We start from the raw sequence: 14,896 nt of genomic DNA on the forward strand, positions 1-14,896 counted from the left end.
AGTGTTCCGGGGGCGGCCGAAGTTATTGGAACGTGACGCGACGCTCACGGCTCCGCCACAAGCCCGGTCCCGGTCCGTGACACTTGCTCAAGGGGTGAGACGGCGGCGGGGCCGGGGGACGGGACCGGGACCGGCGGGCCGGCCCCGCATCTCAGCTGGTGACCGGTACTCCGCCGTTGGCGATGGTTCCGCCGGGCTGCAGGGTCGGCAGCGCCGCGGCACCGCCCGCGGTGACCCGGGTGGCGCCGAAGTAGTCGCCCTCGGAGTCGACGGAGTCGTAGCGGATCACCGCTCCGGTGTGCGGTGCGTTGATCATCATGCCGCCGCCGACGTAGATCCCCACATGGTGGATCTGGGTCGGGTCGTGCGGGTCGTGCGAGAAGAACACCAGGTCGCCCGGCTGGAGCTGACTGCGGGTCGGATGCGGACCGGCGTACCACTGGTCGGCGGCGACCCGCGGCAGGGTGATGCCCACGCTGGCGTACGCCGCCTGGGTGAGCCCCGAGCAGTCGAACCGGTAGTTCTGCGAGGCCAGCCCCTCCCCGCCCCAGAGGTACGGGGTGCCCAGCTTGCTCTGGGCGTAGTAGATCGCCCCGGCCGCCTGGCTGGAGAAACTGATGGTGGTGGCCCCGGTGAAGGACTCCGCCAGCTTGGTGATGGAGGTGACGTAGTTCTGCGTCTCCGAGAAGGAGGGGACGCCCTGGGCGCTTATGACGGCGTACGGGCCCGCGTTGTAGGCGGCCAGCATGTTGGAGGTGTGGTTGCCGGGGACGTTGGCGGTGTCCTTGGCCAGGGCGCAGTCGTAGGTCGCGGCGGAGGGAATGGCATCCGCGGGGTTCCACACGTCCGGTGTATGGGTATGAGTGGGGTCGATCCCGTAGATGGCCCAGGTCGCCGGCATGAACTGGGCGATCCCCTGCGCACCGACCGGACTCACCGCCTTGGGGTTGAACCCGCTCTCCTGGTACATCTGCGCCGCGAGCAGAGGGGGCGTCAGTTCGGGGCACAGGGTGCCCCATTTCTGGATCAGCGCGGCATAGCTCGACGGCACGGTCCCGGGCGCCAGTTGCACCGCCCCCTGGGCCTGGGCCTGCAGCATCGACCCGGAGGCGGTGTATGTGCCAATGACGACGAAGAGTGCGACACCGAGAGCGGTGACGCCGCCTCCGCTGATGAGGGCCCAGGCCCGACGGGCCGTCACGAAGCGCCGTGCGTCTTGATGTCGGGCGTCAGGATGTCGGGAAGGGGGGAGTGCAGTAGTGGCGAGGTAGAGCGCATGTGCCACCGGCCTTTGCCTCGAGTGCCCGCAGATGCCCCCACAGAGTCTGGACCAGGGCGTTGCTCTGCGCAATCACTGGTGATACACACGGTTAGCGGTAGGCTCGACCAAGCTGCTGCAGGACCCATGAGGCCCAATGTTGGCATCTGTGGCACACAACTCAACGACGATCCTCTGGAAAGTGGCCAAGTCGACTTCGGTTCTGGCCAACAATAGGGCCGGGCCCTACACCACGGCCGGGTGCTGGGCTTTGAATGATGATCAGGTAGGTGATTGTTTTGTATCTCAGTGCCAGCAAGGGTGACATCAACACCATCATCGGCGGGATCGCCCCCAACTGGGGCCCCTTCGCCAGTCTCGGCTCCGAGGCCAAGACGATGGTGGAGGTCATCATGGCCGTCGCCATCCTCGGCTGTCTCGCCATCGCCATCTGGGGCGCGGCGAAGCAGCGGATCGGCGCCACGGCACTGCGGGACACCTTCAGTGCGGAGCAGGGGAAGGGACTGATCGTCGCCGGTTTGACCGGCGTGTTCATCATCGGATCGCTCGGTACCTTGTTCACCATTGTGTATGGCATGGCGATCTGACGAGACGTCTAATCTGATCACCCTGCCGTACGACGATATGTACCGGTTCGGCAAAGCTCTCCCCACGGGCCGCCGTCCGGGTGCCACTGTCGCGATCGTCCCTGTCCGCATCGTCCCTGTCCGCCCGTAAGCCGACAACTGTCTACCTGCCCACCCTCGTCCCAAGGGGGCCGCTGTGTCAGCGCCTGACGACCAGCCGCATACGCGTACCCGCTATCCGGCCGGGACTCCGTCACCCGGCGCACCGGAGGCGGGTGGTCGTCGATCCCTGCGGACGCTGGTCGCGGTCCTGGCGATGGTGGCGGTGCTGGTGCTGGCGGTGGCGGTGCTGAACCGTACCGGCGGATCCACGACCGCCGCGGGCTCGACGCCGTCGAGCGGGGCGGCGAAGGCCGCCACCGGCACCTCCGGCGACCAGGCCACGGCCCCGACCGGCACCCAACCGGTGACCACCACCCAGAACGGCATCGCCACCGGCTTCCCGCACACCAGCGAGGGCGCCCAGTCAGCAGCGGTGAACTACGCGGTGGCGCTGGGTTCGGCCGACATGTACGCGGACGCGAGCCGGCACACGATACTGCACACGATCACCGACCCCTCGGCCGAGTCGGCCCTGCAGGCGCGGTCGGACACTTCCTACCAGGCCCAGGCGAAGACCTTCGGACTCGTGAACGGCGCCGCACCGGCCGGGCAGACCTTCGTGTCCCGGACGATCCCGGTCGGAAGCAAGAACGACAGCTACAGCAGCGGTACCGCCACCGTAGAAGTGTGGTGCAACGCCCTCGGCGGCATCGCCGGCACCGGGTCGGTCAAGCCGGTCGCTGAGTACTGGTTCACCGAGGTGCTGCAGCTTCGCTGGGTGAACGGAGACTGGAAGATGTCCGGCTACAACCAGAAGGACGGACCGGTCCCGATCAGTGGCAGTCAGGCCGCCTCCGACTCCGGTGCCATCAGCAGCGCTGTTTCGCAGTTCGGGGGGTTCCGCTATGCCAGGTAAGCGCCGCATCGCCGTAATCGGTGGCTCGGTGACACTGCTTCAGTTGGCCATGCTGTCATTGGCCAACCTGGCAGCCGCAGCCACGGCCTCCCCGTCTCCGTCGGCGACCCCCAAGAACTGCAGTGGCCTGGTCGGGCTGGGCAAGTCACTGTGCGAGAACCAGAACTCCAACACCTCCCCGCTCCCCAGCACCTCCACGCTGGACCCGTTGCAGTCGCTGGCGAACGGGTGTTCCACCGCCGCCGCATGGGTGGTGCGGAAGCTCTCGGACGGGATCAACTCGACCACCAATGTCGACTTCACCAACCCGACCTTCCTGAAGCAGTACGCCGTGGTCTTCGCCGCCTCCACCTTCCTGACGCTGATCTTCTGGCTCCTCGCCGTGGCCAAGCGGGCCGTCCGCGGTGTGCCGATCTACACGGCGATAGGAGAGGCCGTCGGCTTCCTCTGGCTGACCGTGATCGCCTCCGCGTTCACCCCGCTCGTCCTCTACACCGTCGTCAGCGCCACCGACGGGATCACCGCCGCCATCGCGTCGGGGACCAAGACCGACACCACCAACTACCTGGGCACCTTCGCCGACACCCTCACCGGAGGGAACCTCGGTGGCGGCCCGATCATCCAGGTCCTGGTCTCCCTGGTGGCGATCCTCGCCGCCGCCGTGCTGTGGCTGGAGATGCTGATCCGGGCCGCGATGCTCTACGTCGGCGCGCTCCTCGGCACCGCCGTCTACGCGGGCCTGGTGGACCGTCAGCTGTGGAAGCACGTACGCCGCTGGGCCGGGCTGATGGTCGCGGTGGACCTGATCAAACCCGTGATCGTGATCATCCTGGGCCTCGCCGGAGCCATCGCCTCCAACGCCGGGGCGAACGACGCCTTCTCCACCGTCCTCGCCGGACTGGCGATCCTCGCCCTCTCGATCTTCGCCAGCACCGCGATCTACCGCTTCGTACCGGGCTTCGGCGACGACATGGCGGCGATGCGGCAGGCCCGCGCCTCCGCGGTGAGCGCGGGCTCGGCCGTGGTGAACGGCCCCGCGAACTTCATGAAGCAGGGCATCAACACCCACGCCGGACGCGAGTCCGAACAGGGCGGCGGCAACCGCGGCGGCGGCGCGGGCGGCGGCAGCGTCACACCGGGCATCGCCGCGCACGGCTCACGAGGCCCCCGGGGCGGCGCAGCCGCGCCCCCGGCACAGAACAACGGGGGCGTGTCCGACCGCGCCCCCGCAGGTACGGGTAACAGCACCATGAGCAAGGGGGCGCGGCCGTGACCACCCAGCCAGTCGGTGGCTACCGACGCACCTACCTGATCGGCAAGGCCAAACCGAACGCCCTGATCGGGAAGAACCGGGAGACCGGCGAGGTCTTCCTGATCATCTTCGGGGCGTTCCTGGGGATGATGTGGGGGCTGCTGTTCACCTCCTTCCTCCCGCTGCGGCTGATCGGCCTGGTCGCCTTCCCGCTGATGGCCTTCGCCGTCGTCTACCTGCCCTACCGCAAGCGGACCATCTACAAGTGGGCCGAGATCAACCGCAGCTACCGCCGCACCGTCCGCTCCTCGGCCATGGCCACCTACCGGTCCGGGGTGATGGAGGCCGGCACCAAGCTGGACGGCCGAGAGGTCGAGATCGGGCCGCCGCCCGGGATCGGACGGATCCGCTGGCTCGCCGCGCCGTTCGGCCCGGACGAGGTGACCGTGCTGCTGCACCTCACCCGGAAGACCGTCACCGCGGCGATCGAGATCGAGGGACCGGGCGTCGGCCTGCGCGACTCCGAGGACCAGGAGGCCCTGGTCGAGCGCTTCGGGACGCTGCTCAAGCACGTCGCCAACGGCGACGGCTTCGTGACCCGGCTCCAGGTGCTGGCACGCACCCTGCCGGCCGACCCGGACGCGCACGCCAAGGACGTCGCCCGGCGCGGCGACCCGGACTCGCCGCAGTGGCTGAAGGAGTCCTACGACCAGCTGCAGTCAATGGTCTCCACCTCCTCCGAGCAGCACCGCGCCTACCTGGTCGCCTGCATGCCGTACACCAGGGAGCTGGCCGCCGAGGCCCACGCCATCGGCCGGACCGCGCACATAAGGGCACGCGGCGACGAGGGCCTGGCCGCGGTGATGGCCCGTGAGCTGACCGACATCTGCGCCCGGCTGGCCGAGGCCGACATCCGGGTCCGGCAGCCGCTGGGCCAGGCCCGGCTGGCGTCCCTGCTGCACTCCATGTACGACCCGGACCACCAGATCGACCACATCCAGGCGATGTCCCGGCGCAACGCCTGGCCGGCCGAGCTGGACGCCACCGACGCCAACTTCCTCCAGGCCAAGACCCGCGAGTCCGGCACCCGCGAGCCCTGGTGCCACGCCACGGCCTGGGTGAAGGAGTGGCCGCTGACCCCGGTCGGCGTGAACTTCCTGGCCCCGCTGCTGGTGCACACTCCGGACGTGATCCGCACCGTCGCGGTCACCATGGACCTGGAGCCCACCGACGTCGCCATCGAGCGGATGCTGACCGAGAAGACCAACGACGACGCCGAGGCCAGCCGCCAGGCGAAGATGAACCGCACCGTCGACCCGCGCGACGCGGCCCACAGCGGCCGGGTCGACCAGCGCGGCGAGGACCTCGCCTCCGGCGCGGCGGGCGTGAACCTGGTCGGCTACATCACGGTGAGCTCCCGCACGCCGGAGGCGCTCGCCCGGGACAAGCGGACGATCCGCGCCTCCGCCGGCAAGAGCTACCTCAAGCTGGAGTGGTGCGACCGGGAGCACCACCGGGCTTTCGTCAACACCCTCCCGTTCGCCACCGGCATCCGCCGCTGACCCCGTCCCGCGAACCCCGCAGACCCACGAGCCAGCAGTCCCGCGAACCCGTAGTCCCCCGATCCCCGCAGACCCTGGAGGCATTGCATGGCAGCACCTGTGGGCGGCCTGACCGACGCCTTCACCAGTTTCCTGTTCGGCAAGATGGAGACCACCCGGCTCCCGGTCCGCACCTCCACCGGCCAGGCCCAGGCGGTCTACCTGCCGACGGCCGCGCCCGGGCTCGGCGACTCAGGGGTGATCATCGGCCGGGAGGTCTACAGCGGCAAGGGCTACGTCTACGACCCCTTCCAGCTGTACGGGCAGCAGCTGCCGGCCCCGCACTGGCTGGTGCTCGGCGAGTCCGGCAACGGCAAGTCGGCGCTGGAGAAGACCTACGTACTGCGCCAACTGCGTTTCCGCGACCGCCAGGTGGTGGTGCTGGACGCACAGGGCGAGGACGGCGTCGGCGAGTGGAACCTGATCGCCCGGGCGCTGGGGATAACGCCGGTGCGCCTCGACCCGCAGGCGGCCCTCAACGGCGGGGTGAAGCTCAATCCGCTGGACCCGGCGATCACCCTCACCGGCCAGCTGGCACTGCTGCGCACCATCATCGAGGTGGCGATGGGCCGCGGCCTGGACGAACGGGCCGGCTTCGCGCTGAAGGCCGCGCACGCCCATGTCATCGCCACCAGGACCGAGCGCCAGCCGATCCTCGGCGACATCATCGACACGCTGCGCTCCCCCAACACCGACTCCGTGGACGCACTGGGCGTCTCCCTGGAGGACATCCAGACCTGGGGCCTGGACGTCGCCCTGGTCCTGGACCGGCTGGTCGACGGCGACCTGCGCGGCATGTTCGACGGGCCGACCACCACCGACATCGACCTCGACGCCCCGCTGATCGTCTTCGACCTGTCGCACATCGACCGCAACTCCATCGCCATGCCGATCCTGATGGCGATCGTCGGCGTCTGGCTGGAGCACACCTGGCTGCGCCCCGACCGGAAGAAGCGCATCTTCCTGGTCGAGGAGGCCTGGCACATCATCAACTCCCCCTTCGTGGCCCAGCTGTTCCAGCGGCTGCTGAAGTTCGGACGGCGACTGGGCCTGTCGTTCGTGGCGGTGGTGCACCACCTCTCCGATGTGATGGACGGCGCGGCCGCCAAGGAGGCGTCGGCGATCCTGAAGATGGCCTCGACCAGGACCATCTACATGCAGAAGGCCGACGAGGCCAGGGCCACCGGACGGGTACTGGGCCTGCCGCGCTGGGCGGTGGAGATCATCCCCACGCTGTCGCCCGGTATCGCGGTGTGGGACGTCAACGGCAACGTCCAGGTGGTGAAGCACCTGATCACCGAGCACGAGAGACCGCTCGTCTTCACCGACCGCGCGATGACGGAGGACGCCATTATCGAACGCACCCGGGCTTCCAAACAGCTCGCGGACGACCCGGCGGCATGATGTCGTCGATGCAGCCGGGCGGCCGGGGGCGGCCGGGGGACGGAAGGAGCTGGGACGGCAGCAGCGGCGCCGGCGTACCGCCGCGCAGGGGCATACCGGACGGAGCCATCGTCGGGGTACTGGCGACGCTGCTCGGCACCACCACCCTGGTGTGGCTGTCCACGGCCCTGGGCGCGCTGGTGACCCATGGTCACCTGCCGCATCCGCTGCCGTTCGCCGGGACGCCGACGGCGATCCGGAACCTGGCCACCCAGCCGAACAGCATGGGCGCGGCCTGGCCCGGCACGCCGGTGCCGCAGCTGCCGTCGCCGACGGCCTTCTGGAGCACCTTCTTCGTCCTGCTGGCACTGCTGATCGCGCTGGCGCTGACGATACTGACGGCGTGGATGCGGCTGCGCAGCGCACGGCAGGCGCACCGGGCGCAGGAACCGTACCGGCCGGAGGAGTCCTATCCGACGGCGGGGCCCGCACGGACGGGTGGCGCGGCGGCGGCGCCCGCTGCGATGCCCACGCCCGCTACGGTGCCCGAGCCCCGGACCGCGCCACCGCTCGCCGAGCCCGTCACCGGCTCCGCCCCCGTCTCCATCCACAAGGCCGCCGACGGGCCTCCCCCTGCCGCCGCCCCGGCTCCGGCTCCGGTCCCGGCCCCGGCCTCCCGGGCCTTCGCCTTCCCCGCGGGCATGACCGCGCTGCTGGTGCCGGACGTCGGAGCCGCCCCGTACCGGCGCCGGCTGCTGCAGCGGGCCGTGGAGACCGCGACCGGGGCGGTCCTCGTCGTCACCGACGACCTCGCGCTCTGGGAGGCCCGTCCCGCGCACCGGGACGCCCGCCTCTACGACCCGCTGCGACTGGTCGACGCCCTCGACGACCCCGACGCCCGGGTCCGCTGGGCCCCGCACGACCACTGTGACGACCCCTCGGTCGCCTCCGCCCGGGCCCGTGCGCTGCTTGCCCCGACAGCCCGCGGCGACGGCTCCACCAGCTCCTCCAGCGCCTCGCACGAGCGCGGCATCCAGGAGACCGCGCAGACGGTGCTCCGCTGCTGGCTGCACGCTGCCGCGCTGGACGGGCGCCCGTTCCGGCACATCCAGCGCTGGGCCTCCGGCACCAACCGCCAGGAGGCGCTGGGCATCCTGCGCAACGCCGACCCGCACACCGCCGCTGACGGCTGGGACGGCGAACTGCAGACGGTGCTCACCCACTCGACCGAGCTGCGCGACTCCGCGCTGCAACGCATCGGCGGCGCACTGGAATCGCTGTCCGAACTCCAGGTGCAGCAGGCCTGCGCGCCCTCAGCCTCTTCCTCGGCAACTGACAGTCTTGATGTGGAGTCAGTCCTGCGCCATCGGGGAACGCTCTACGTACTGGGTCGCGCCACCGAGACCAGGGTCGGCAGTAACGGTTCCGCACAGCGCAGCGTGATGCCCCTGCTGAGCGCGCTCGTGGAAGACGTGGTCGAGCGCGGCCGGCGCATGGCCGTACGGTCATCCTCCGGTCGGCTCGACCCACCACTGCTCTGCCTGCTGGACAACGCGGCCGCAGTCGCGCCCTTCCCGGGCCTGCCCGAACTGATGGCCCGCGGCGGCCCGCTCGGCCTGGCCGGGGTCGCCGTCTTCCGCTCCCCCGAACAGGCCCGGCTGCGCTGGGACGAGCGCGCCGTCCACAGCCTGTGGACAAACGCGGACGCCCGCGCCGTGCTCGGCCCGCTGCCGGCCCCCGGCATCGACGGCCTGCTGACCGCGCTGGGGTCCGGCCCGGCGGAGACCGAGTCCGCGACCGCCCCCGGGGCCCTGGACAAGGGCGAACTGCTGCTGCTCGCGGACCGGAAGGCCGCACAACGCTTCCGCATCGAAGGTTCGTCGACGGAAGGCGCTCCCGTACGCTCGTGACTCCACGGGAGCGAGCACGCAAGAGAGAAGAGCAGCGGAGCGATGAGCGGCAACACGGGGTGGGGCGGTCCCGGCGGACCGGGTGGGCCCGGCGGCGGTCCCGGCGGGTGGGCCACGGGCGGCCGGCCACCCGGTGGTCCGGGCGGGCCCGGGCCCGGCTACCCCGGCTCTCCGGGCTATCCCGGCCATCCCGGCTATCCCGGCTGGGGCTACGTCCCGCTGCCGCCGCGTCCGCCCAAGCCGGGCGTGATACCGCTGCACCCGCTGTCCGTGGGGGACATCTTCAGCGGGGTCTTCGGCACCCTGCGCCGCCACTTCCTGGCGGTCTACGTCCCGCTGCTGCTGACCGCCCTCGGCAGCGCCCTGCTGCTCGGCACACTGGCCGCCTTCGCCTACGGCCCGCTGCACAGCATCTACGACGCCGCCAGCGACAACTCCTCGTTCACCCCCAGCACCGGACAGGGCCTCACCATGGCCGGCTTCGGCGGCGGTGCCGTCCTCATCATCGCGCTCGGCGCCCTGGCCTGCTATCTGGTGGGCTCGACCACCAGCACCGCGGTGCTGCGCCATGCGGTCCTGGGACAGAAGGTGACGGTGCGCCAGGTGTGGCGGGAGTCGAGGCCGCACCTGTGGCGGGTGCTCGCGGTCTGCCTGCTGCTCGCCGGCGGCGTCCTGGCCGTACTGGTGGTGGCCGTCGGCCTGGCCGCGGGCATCGGCGCCGCCGCGCAGAGCGGCGCGGCCTTCGGGGCGACGCTGCTGCTGTTCTGGCTGCCCGCGATGGTCGCGGTGCTGTACGTGACGGTGCGGCTGGTGCTGGTGATCCCCGTCGTGGTGCTGGAGAACCAGCGGCCGGTCGCCGCGCTGCGCCGGGCCTGGAAGCTCAACGGCGGCGCCTGGTGGCGGAGCCTCGGCATCCCCTACCTGGTCAGCCTGGTGGGCTCGGTCGTCGGTCAGCTCATCCTGATCCCCGCCGTGGTGATCGGCTCGCTGCCGGTGTTCGACCAGCTCTCGCGGACCCCCGACACCGCCGCCACGCCGCACATCGGCTTCGGCGCGGTGGCGTTCTTCTACCTGACGGCGGCGGTCGGCGGCGCGCTCGTCACGGTGCTCGCGATGCCGCTGACGCCGCTCACCAACGGCCTGCTGTACCTGGACCGCCGGATCCGCAGGGAGAGCCTGGACCTCGCGCTCGCCGAGCAGGCCGGTGTGCAACTGCATCCGGTGCAGGACGCGCAGGGTCCGGGGCAGGGGCAGGGGCAGGGGCAGGAAGAGGGCCAGGGACCGACTCAGGAACCGTAGTGAGCTGCGGAAATGACGTCCGGACCTGAGCCGCGTATGACAAATGTACTGCTCAGGTCGGGATGTGCGGCTCTGCTGCAGCGCCCCTCATCCGGGCCAGGATGATCCATGTCGGCAGGGAGCCGGCGGATCGACGGAACGACCCAGGGGGCGGACACACCATGAGCATCAGCATCTCCGACAGGTTCAGCAAGAAGGCCGCCTCGGTGGAGGAGCAGACCGCCAAGGCCGAGGCGAAGGCGCAGGCCGATGCCGAGGCGCTGAAGAACCTGAAGCCGCTGCCGGTCTGGTTCTTCGGCTTCGAGGGCCTGATGGGTGGCGCCTACGACATCCTGAAGACCAGCCCCGACGCCTGGACGGTGCTCGCCGCACTAGGCGCGGTGAACATGATCGTCGGGATCACGGTCCTGGGAAAGCGTCGCAAGCTGGTCAAGGCCATGCTGAAGAACAGCCGCACCCGTGCCATCGCCATCGGGCTGATCGCGCTGCGGGCGGGAGCGCACCTGCTCCTCGGCCTCGCCGGAGCCCAGATCACCAGCGCCGCGGGCCACCTGACGATGGCTTTCCTGATGACCGCCGCGACCGTCACCCTGCTCTGGTTCGACCAGCGGATCAGCTTCCGGGCCCTGGGTCTGCTCCCGACCGCGCCTGCCACCCCGGCCGCCGCCGTCCAGCACTGACCGGGAGCGGGTTGGGGCCAAGCCCCGCCCGGCTCAGGCCGAGCCGTCCTTCCCCTGGCCCTTCCCCTGGCCCTTCCCCTGGTCCCGGCTCTGGGCGGCCTTGCTGCGGATCGTGCTCTTCTTCGCGCGATTGCCGCAGGCGCCCATCGAGCACCACCGGCGCTTTCCGGGACGGGAGTTGTCGACGAACAGCGCCCCGCAGGTCGGATCGGCACACTCCCTCACCCGCTCCATCGCCGGGGAGGTGACCAGGTCGACGGCGTCCCTCGCCACCAGCGACAGCGTGGCCGCGACCGGATCGGTGGCGATCCAGAGCAGAGCCCCCGACGGATCGACGCGCGGCGTCGGAGCCGCGACGGCAGCCGCCCGGTTCACCAGCTCACGGGACAGGAAGCTGGACGAGCTCACCCCGCCCGGGCTGCGTGCGGCGGAGATCAGCTCGTGGACCGCCTCCCGCAGGCTCCGTGCATCCCGCACCACCGTCGGATCGACCAGCTCGGCATCCAGCGCCAGCGCACAGGGTCCGCACTGCGTGATCCAGCCCACCAGGGCGGACACATCGGGCAGTTCCTCGACGGAACCGATGGTGCCCCGGTACCGGAGCGTACGAATGAAGTCGAGCGAGAGCCTGCCCGCCCCCTCCCGGAAGCGGACCACCTCTGCCCCTCTGTCCGCTGCTTCCCCAGCTGCACGAGTAGTGACCGTCATGCGGAACACAGTACTGCGCGAACCGGTTTAACTGGTAGCGTCAGGAACCGGTTTGACTGGTTCACCTGACCGCTGCCATCGAAGGGGGGACACACGTGTCCCAGCCGTCGCCCAAGTTCACCGCTGCCGCTGCCACTGCCGCCGTCGAGACTGAGGGCGAGGTCGATGGCGCACTCGCCTCGACCGGGGCGGGAGAACCGCCGCGCCGACTGGTCCTGCTGTTGGCCGTGGCCTGCGGACTGGCCGTCGCCAACCTCTACTACGCCCAGCCACTGCTCAGCAGCCTGCGCCAGGTCTTCGGCATCGACGCGGCCACCGCCGGCTGGCTCGTGACGATCAGCCAGATCGGTTACGCGCTGGGCCTGCTGTTCATCGTCCCGCTGGGCGACCGGCTGGAGAACCGACGACTCGTCACGGTGCTGCTGGGCATCACCGCCGCCTCCCTGGTCGTGGCCGGCACCGCACCCGGATACGCCCTGCTGCTCGGCGCGACGCTGCTGTTCGCCACCACCCTCGTCGTGGTCCAGATCCTCGTGCCGTACGCCGCTGATCTGGCCCCCAGCCACATCCGCGGCCGCATCGTCGGACAGGTGATGAGCGGGCTGCTGGCCGGCATCCTGCTCTCCCGCACCCTCGGCAGCCTGCTGGCGCAGGCCACCGACTGGCGGGTGGTCTACCTCACCTCGGCCGCGCTGATGGCCGTCCTGGCCCTGGTGCTCCGCACGACCCTCCCGACGCGCCGACCGCGCACCGGCGCGCCGTACCCGGCGCTCCTGCGCTCCACCGCTCGCCTGATGCGGCAGCACCCGGCCCTGCGACGGCGAGCCCTCTACCAGGCGACCATGTTCGGCGCCTTCAGCGCCTTCTGGACCACCGTCTCCTTCGTCCTCACCGGCGCGCCCTTCCACTACAACCAGCTGGGCGTGGGCCTGTTCGCCCTGGTCGGCGCGGGCGGCGTGCTGATCGCGCCACTGGCCGGACGCTGGGCCGACCGCGGCCTGGTCCGACCGATGACGGCAGCGGCGCTGCTCACCGCGGCCCTGGCCTTCGGCCTCGCCGGCGTCGGCCGACACAGCATCATCGCCCTCGGCGCGGCGGCGATCCTGCTGGACATGGCCGTGCAGACCACCCTCATCCTTGGCCAGCACGTCATCTTCCAACTCGACCCGGCCTCACGCGCCCGGCTCAACAGCGCCTACATGGCCACCTTCTTCCTCGGCGGCGCACTGGGCTCGCAAGTCGCCTCCACGGCCTACCGCGCCGACGGGTGGCCGGCAGTCGCCACCCTCGGCGCGGCACTCCCCGCGGCAGGACTACTGCTCTGGGCCACCGAACGCCACGGGTGAACCCGTGGCGGGAGCGGGGCCTGAGCGGGGCACGGAGGCGACCGCCAGGCCACACCTGGCTGGGCCCAGGCGGGCACTGGCAGCTCGCCCAGTCCTGGTCCTGGCGCTAGTCCGCGGGTCGCTCCGGCGCTTCGGTCGAGGCCTCCGGGGCGGCCTCGGCCGCCGTCTCGGCGGTCACCGCCTCGGCCGGTTCCTCTGACGCTTCCTCCGTCGCCTCCTCTGCCGGAGCCTCTGTTGAAGCCTCGGCGACGGGCTCAACGGGGGCTTCGGTCACCGGCTCGGCCGGCGCCTCAGCGGGGGCCTCAACCGGGGCTTCAGCCTCAGCCGGCGGCACAGCGACCTCCTCGGCGGCTTCAGCCGGAGCCTCGCTCGAGACCACCGAGGTGGCCGAGCCGGACTCCCGAACGGCAACGACGTCAATCTCCAGACTGGTCTGGCGTCCCACCATGCCCTTCTGCTTGGTGAGCCCGAACGCATAGCGGTCAACCGTCGTGCTGGCCTTGGCCGTCACGGTCTTGTCGTCGCCGGTCACTGTGGCGATAGTCAGCACGCAGGGCTGCGTCACGCCACGAACGGTGAGCTCACCGGGGGCAGTGGTCGCGCTCCCCTGCTGGATGCTCGCGCTTCGGAACACGATGTCGTGGTGCGCGGCCGCCTCCAGGTAGTCGGCGGAGCGGATGTGCTCATCCCGCTTGGCGTTACCGCTCGCGAAGCTCTCCGCCAGCACGGTTACGTCGATCGTCGATGCCGCGACGTCCTCGGCAACAGTGAACTCCCCCTGCCCCACCGTGAACGTACCGCTCACCGGAACCAGGCCGAACATGGAACGAGCTCGGAACCGGATCACGGTCTGATCCGGGTCGACCCGGTAGACACCCGGCAGCGGTGCTGCCGGACTCTCGGTCGAGGTGGATTCCGAGGTCGAGGATGGGGCTGAGCCCTGGTCGGTCATTGTCTGATTCGCCTCCAAGTATGGTGCCGTTGAACACAGTTACCGACACATTCGCGGCCCCGCTCGGATCTTGCAACCTACTTGGCGCAGCTGACTCGAACACCTTTCGGCGGGACCACTGAGCGCGCGGCATCGGCGGCAGGTCGGGGCAGGTCGGAGGTGGTGCGGGGTCTGTTTTGCTGCCGAGCCCCCGTCTTGTGGCCGGGTTGCCGGTGCGTGTTCGCTCCCGGTGATCCGCCATCACTTCCATGGGGCGCGTTGGTGCGTTGGTGGCTAAGGTGGCTCGCTCCGCTCGCGGCCAACTACGAGGAGCCGGGGGCGGGTTGGGGTCCGTTGCCGGGCGGCGGGTGGGTGCGGGGCGGTGCAGAACCGTTCCTGCCGAGGTGCGAGCGGGCCTTGGACTGAACCGGGGTCACTTTCGGGACAAGGTGTCACTTGATCATGCCGTAATGCCCCATTTGACCCGGTCCTGGCGTACCACGAGTGACCCGACGTACGAGAATCGACCCCGGTTCGCGCGAGGCCCGGCCGCAGAACCGTTTCTGCACGCCCGCACCCGGCAACGGCGCCCGGCACCGGCCCCGCTCCCCCGCTGTAGTTGGCCCGCGAGGCGAAGCCGAGCAACAGCAACAAGCCACGGACGGGGGCGGGCGGCAACGGTGGCGCCATGTAAGCCACCCACAGCAGCCGCCCCACCTGCGGCGGCCGGCCTCCCCCACCGCACTGGCGGGGAATGCAGAGAAGCCCCCTGACCGGTGGTCAGGGGGCTTCCTGTTAATGGTTGTTCGGCGGCGTCCTACTCTCCCACAGGGTCCCCCCTGCAGTACCATCGGCGCTGTGAGGCTTAGCTTCCGGGTTCGGGATGTTACCGGGCGTTTCCCTCACGCTATGACCACCGAAAC

At 70.4% G+C, this 14,896-nt stretch carries 12 protein-coding genes and 1 rRNA gene; 9 read left to right on the forward strand and 4 right to left on the reverse strand.

Going from position 1 to position 14,896, the window contains the following annotated elements; translation table 11 throughout:
• Positions 1-151: 151 nt before the first annotated feature.
• Positions 152-1,201 carry a bifunctional lytic transglycosylase/C40 family peptidase gene (locus ABUW04_RS27485; RefSeq protein ID WP_380566955.1) on the reverse strand — a complete coding sequence of 350 codons (1,050 nt, stop codon included), beginning with the start codon at positions 1,199-1,201 and terminating at the stop codon, positions 152-154.
• Positions 1,202-1,557: 356 nt separating this feature from the next.
• Here ABUW04_RS27485 and ABUW04_RS27490 point away from each other — a divergent pair, with 356 nt between their 5' ends.
• The 8 genes from ABUW04_RS27490 to ABUW04_RS27525 all read left to right on the forward strand — a co-directional run bounded on the left by ABUW04_RS27490 (position 1,558) and on the right by ABUW04_RS27525 (position 10,988).
• A complete protein-coding gene (locus ABUW04_RS27490) occupies positions 1,558-1,866 on the forward strand; it encodes a hypothetical protein (protein ID WP_030255873.1) in 309 nt (102 codons plus the stop codon).
• Between the two features lie 175 nt (positions 1,867-2,041).
• Positions 2,042-2,863, forward strand: a complete 822-nt coding sequence (locus ABUW04_RS27495) for a hypothetical protein (RefSeq protein ID WP_030255876.1) — start codon at positions 2,042-2,044, stop codon at positions 2,861-2,863.
• Positions 2,853-4,136: a hypothetical protein gene (locus ABUW04_RS27500; protein WP_380566957.1), complete on the forward strand. Its 1,284-nt coding sequence runs from the start codon at positions 2,853-2,855 to the stop codon at positions 4,134-4,136. Before ABUW04_RS27495 ends, ABUW04_RS27500 begins: the two co-directional genes overlap by 11 nt.
• Positions 4,133-5,677: an SCO6880 family protein gene (locus ABUW04_RS27505; RefSeq protein WP_030255882.1), complete on the forward strand. Its 1,545-nt coding sequence runs from the start codon at positions 4,133-4,135 to the stop codon at positions 5,675-5,677. The genes ABUW04_RS27500 and ABUW04_RS27505 overlap by 4 nt, the downstream gene beginning before the upstream one ends.
• An 87-nt stretch (positions 5,678-5,764) precedes the next feature.
• Positions 5,765-7,120, forward strand: a complete 1,356-nt coding sequence (locus tag ABUW04_RS27510; protein WP_030255885.1) for an ATP-binding protein — start codon at positions 5,765-5,767, stop codon at positions 7,118-7,120.
• On the forward strand, positions 7,117-9,009 hold the full coding sequence (locus tag ABUW04_RS27515) for a TraM recognition domain-containing protein (protein ID WP_380566958.1): 1,893 nt from the start codon (positions 7,117-7,119) through the stop codon (positions 9,007-9,009). Before ABUW04_RS27510 ends, ABUW04_RS27515 begins: the two co-directional genes overlap by 4 nt.
• Positions 9,010-9,051: 42 nt before the next feature.
• Complete coding sequence (locus ABUW04_RS27520; RefSeq protein WP_380566959.1) at positions 9,052-10,308, forward strand: hypothetical protein; 1,257 nt, start codon at positions 9,052-9,054, stop codon at positions 10,306-10,308.
• Between the two features lie 161 nt (positions 10,309-10,469).
• The gene (locus tag ABUW04_RS27525) at positions 10,470-10,988 is read left to right on the forward strand and encodes a hypothetical protein (RefSeq protein ID WP_380566961.1); all 519 of its coding nucleotides are present in this window, start codon (positions 10,470-10,472) and stop codon (positions 10,986-10,988) included.
• A 33-nt stretch (positions 10,989-11,021) separates the two neighbouring features.
• Here the strand turns inward: ABUW04_RS27525 and ABUW04_RS27530 are convergent, their stop codons facing one another.
• Positions 11,022-11,645, reverse strand: a complete 624-nt coding sequence (locus tag ABUW04_RS27530) for a CGNR zinc finger domain-containing protein (RefSeq protein WP_380566962.1) — start codon at positions 11,643-11,645, stop codon at positions 11,022-11,024.
• A gap of 146 nt (positions 11,646-11,791) precedes the next feature.
• On the opposite strand from ABUW04_RS27530, the gene ABUW04_RS27535 reads away from it, so the two are divergent.
• Positions 11,792-13,042, forward strand: a complete 1,251-nt coding sequence (locus tag ABUW04_RS27535) for an MFS transporter (RefSeq protein ID WP_380566963.1) — start codon at positions 11,792-11,794, stop codon at positions 13,040-13,042.
• Between the two features lie 106 nt (positions 13,043-13,148).
• On the opposite strand, the gene ABUW04_RS27540 is transcribed toward ABUW04_RS27535, so the two are convergent.
• Complete coding sequence (locus tag ABUW04_RS27540) at positions 13,149-13,994, reverse strand: YceI family protein (protein WP_380566964.1); 846 nt, start codon at positions 13,992-13,994, stop codon at positions 13,149-13,151.
• A gap of 783 nt (positions 13,995-14,777) precedes the next feature.
• Positions 14,778-14,894 (reverse strand): 5S ribosomal RNA (gene rrf / locus ABUW04_RS27545).
• Between the last annotated feature and the right edge of the window lie 2 nt (positions 14,895-14,896).

Origin of the sequence: Streptacidiphilus jeojiensis, from assembly GCF_042510965.1 — a bacterium.
GTDB classification, from domain to species: Bacteria; Actinomycetota; Actinomycetes; order Streptomycetales; family Streptomycetaceae; genus Streptacidiphilus; species Streptacidiphilus jeojiensis.

Coding starts and splice junctions, on each gene's coding strand:
- ABUW04_RS27500 (WP_380566957.1), top strand. CDS start 2,853: ATGCCAGGTAAGCGCCGCATCGCCGTAATCGGTGGCTCGGTGACACTG.
- ABUW04_RS27510 (WP_030255885.1), top strand. CDS start 5,765: ATGGCAGCACCTGTGGGCGGCCTGACCGACGCCTTCACCAGTTTCCTG.
- ABUW04_RS27515 (WP_380566958.1), top strand. CDS start 7,117: ATGATGTCGTCGATGCAGCCGGGCGGCCGGGGGCGGCCGGGGGACGGA.
- ABUW04_RS27520 (WP_380566959.1), top strand. CDS start 9,052: ATGAGCGGCAACACGGGGTGGGGCGGTCCCGGCGGACCGGGTGGGCCC.
- ABUW04_RS27525 (WP_380566961.1), top strand. CDS start 10,470: ATGAGCATCAGCATCTCCGACAGGTTCAGCAAGAAGGCCGCCTCGGTG.
- ABUW04_RS27540 (WP_380566964.1), bottom strand. CDS start 13,994: ATGACCGACCAGGGCTCAGCCCCATCCTCGACCTCGGAATCCACCTCG.